The following is a 2,315-nucleotide window of genomic DNA, read 5'->3' on the forward strand; positions in this document are numbered from 1 at the left end:
ACGATACAAAAATACACCCCCGATAAAAACCCAACGGGGAACGGACGCGGGGTGGAGCAGCCCGGTAGCTCGTCAGGCTCATAACCTGAAGGTCACAGGTTCAAATCCTGTCCCCGCAACCAAAATACAATACTATCAAAGACACGCGCAGCGTCCTTCGGGGCGCTTATCGCATTCATGTATCGACCCAGCTGAACCTGTTCCGCTCGTCCTTGGCTTTCTCGGTGGGAATGAATAGCCCCATGTTTGATGGTCGCCTTTTTTCTACTTTTGAGGCAAGGAGGCCATGATGGTCACAGTGACTTTCAGCGACGACTTCAAGCTGCGGTCGCTCAGATCACGGAGCGGGGCTATAAACGCCGCCCTGGCAGCTATGGCGGCAAGCCATCAGTCGTGGTCGGCAACACCCTCGACAGGCAGTTCGACGTCGAAGCGCCAGACTGGGTGTGGGTGACCGACATCACCTACATCCGGACGCAGGAAGCCCGCCTCCATCGCCTGCACCCTGATCGAAACCGCCAAACTCAACGCCGTCGATCCACACGCCTGGCTCGCAGACACTCTCGCCGGCATCCCGGATTACAAGATCACCAAGGTCGATGACCTGCTCCCATGGCGCTGGAACGGATAGCGGTCAGACCGGACAGTTACGCAGCCCCCGCAATGGTCTTGCTAAGTATCTGTTTTTGCGAGCGCTTCCCCTAAGAAAAGAAGAAACATCCGAAAATGCAAGATCACTCTGCGCTCAGCGCCTGAAGGCGCTGCCTGAGCTCTGTGCAAAGCTGCCAGGACATTGCTTCGCGGCCATCCTGGCGTTCCAGCACCATATGCAGCTGGTCGCACAGATTGGCGAGTTGCAGAACTGTGCCCTGAGGCAGCGCCGAGGGGTTCAGGCTGGAGCTGCGCAGATAGGCTGAGAGGCTCATCCCGGCCTGCCTGGCCCTCCTCCTTGCTCTTTGAGCCTCCGCCTCACTGGCTCTGAACTGCAGCACATCGTTGCGCTGGCGCCGCGCGGATCTCGGTTTTGATGTTATCCTCTCTGACATCACGCTTCTCCCGCCGGGTCATCGTCAAAGGGGCTCGCAGGATTGAAGACAGGCCGCTGAGGTTTTGCAAAAAGCGACATCCGCACGAATATTCGGAGCGGCGCCGAAGAGCAGAGCGACAGTTTTGGGCTCATCAATGCGACCTCGACCCGGCGAACACATGGGCTGGAGGGTCGGCTGCTGTCTTGCGAAATCCAGCTATCTGACTGGGTCTTTAACGCGATTCAGTCGAATGAGGTGCTGAGGCGGTGCCCTCCAGATCGACAATGACGAATGCGCTCACGGTACTTTCAGCTTCGATCGCATCCGCAACCGTATCCTCCGTCACATCCGAAACAATACGGATCGTTTGCGGCTTGCCTGGCATGGTGGCCCATTGGCTGATCCAGCGCTCAGGATCAGCGTCGATGATTGTGACACTGGCGCCGTTCTCGGCCAGCTGTGTTGCAGCAATAAGGGCGGAGGTAGTTTTCCCTGCACCGCCTTTAGGATTTGCGAATGAGACAACGGGCATTGTTGGCGCTCCTGACTGCCTGACTATCGGATAAATATTACTATTTTCGGTTGTTCGTATGGCGCTTATAATGTCCGCAGGACGTCACCGCGTAGAAGTTTCTGCCTTGGTTTACGGGAAGATCACAGTCGCGGGTTGTTTGATGGAGCGATGTCTGGCTGGGTCGGTTGCCGCCAAATCTGGTACGGTTCAAATCCTTGTATCCACTGGCGTCCAAAGGTATCAACCCGCGCGAGATGACCGCGCAGCGGCCCCTGCTAAGGACCCATAGTGACAATAGCAAAGCGCCTTTTCGATATCCTGGTCGCACTGGTCCTGGGGATCATCCTGATCATTCCCGTGGCTTTCACCGCACTTTTGATCCTGATCCGCGACGGTCGTCCTGTCTTTTATATTTCCGAGCGGATGAAAACCCCGACTGAGGGTTTTCGGCTGGTGAAATTCCGCACCATGAAGACCGTGGCCAGCGACAGTGGCGTTTCAGGCGGGGACAAGTCGGACCGGATCACGAAAACCGGACATTTTCTGCGTCGTACCCGCCTCGATGAGGTGCCGCAGCTGTGGAACGTTCTGAAGGGGGATATCAGCTTTGTCGGCCCGCGCCCGCCCCTACGCCAATATGTGGAACGGCATTGCCAAGTTATTTTCACCTGGTGTGTTGCAGTCTGTTTGAAGCCGGTCACGCGGTCATCTCGCGGGCATAGTCGTCCCAGAGGCTGAACGCATCTGCCCTTGCATGACGATAGGAGTTGGCG

Annotated in this window: 4 protein-coding genes, 1 tRNA gene and 3 pseudogenes; 5 read left to right on the forward strand and 3 right to left on the reverse strand. The window is 56.9% G+C overall.

Annotated features, from left to right (window positions below; translation table 11 throughout):
* The first annotated feature begins 45 nt into the window (after positions 1–45).
* The 3 genes and pseudogenes from H0485_RS21015 (at position 46) to H0485_RS21025 (ending at position 631) form a co-directional block, all read left to right on the forward strand.
* Positions 46–122 (forward strand) — tRNA-Met (locus H0485_RS21015).
* 190 nt (positions 123–312) lie between these two features.
* Positions 313–483, forward strand: a pseudogene (locus H0485_RS21020) (IS3 family transposase); the annotation flags it as partial.
* A 25-nt stretch (positions 484–508) separates the two neighbouring features.
* Complete coding sequence (locus H0485_RS21025) at positions 509–631, forward strand: transposase domain-containing protein (protein ID WP_435531529.1); 123 nt, start codon at positions 509–511, stop codon at positions 629–631.
* Positions 632–734: 103 nt separating this feature from the next.
* On the opposite strand, the gene H0485_RS22070 is transcribed toward H0485_RS21025, so the two are convergent.
* Positions 735–1,046 (reverse strand): plasmid mobilization protein, encoded by a 312-nt coding sequence (locus H0485_RS22070; protein ID WP_435531528.1) that lies wholly within the window; start codon positions 1,044–1,046, stop codon positions 735–737.
* 90 nt (positions 1,047–1,136) lie between these two features.
* On the opposite strand from H0485_RS22070, the gene H0485_RS21035 reads away from it, so the two are divergent.
* Positions 1,137–1,316 (forward strand): replication initiator protein A, encoded by a 180-nt coding sequence (locus H0485_RS21035; RefSeq protein ID WP_354002474.1) that lies wholly within the window; start codon positions 1,137–1,139, stop codon positions 1,314–1,316.
* On the opposite strand, the gene H0485_RS21040 is transcribed toward H0485_RS21035, so the two are convergent.
* Positions 1,261–1,560, reverse strand: a complete 300-nt coding sequence (locus H0485_RS21040) for a ParA family protein (RefSeq protein ID WP_226937843.1) — start codon at positions 1,558–1,560, stop codon at positions 1,261–1,263. The genes H0485_RS21035 and H0485_RS21040 overlap by 56 nt on opposite strands.
* Positions 1,561–1,830: 270 nt before the next feature.
* On the opposite strand from H0485_RS21040, the pseudogene H0485_RS21045 reads away from it, so the two are divergent.
* Positions 1,831–2,193: pseudogene (locus H0485_RS21045) on the forward strand (sugar transferase); the annotation flags it as partial.
* A 46-nt stretch (positions 2,194–2,239) separates the two neighbouring features.
* Here the strand turns inward: H0485_RS21045 and H0485_RS21050 are convergent.
* Positions 2,240–2,315 (reverse strand): annotated as a pseudogene (locus H0485_RS21050) (IS6 family transposase); the annotation flags it as partial.

Source organism: Pseudogemmobacter faecipullorum, assembly GCF_020539525.1.
Taxonomy (GTDB): domain Bacteria; phylum Pseudomonadota; class Alphaproteobacteria; order Rhodobacterales; family Rhodobacteraceae; genus Pseudogemmobacter; species Pseudogemmobacter faecipullorum.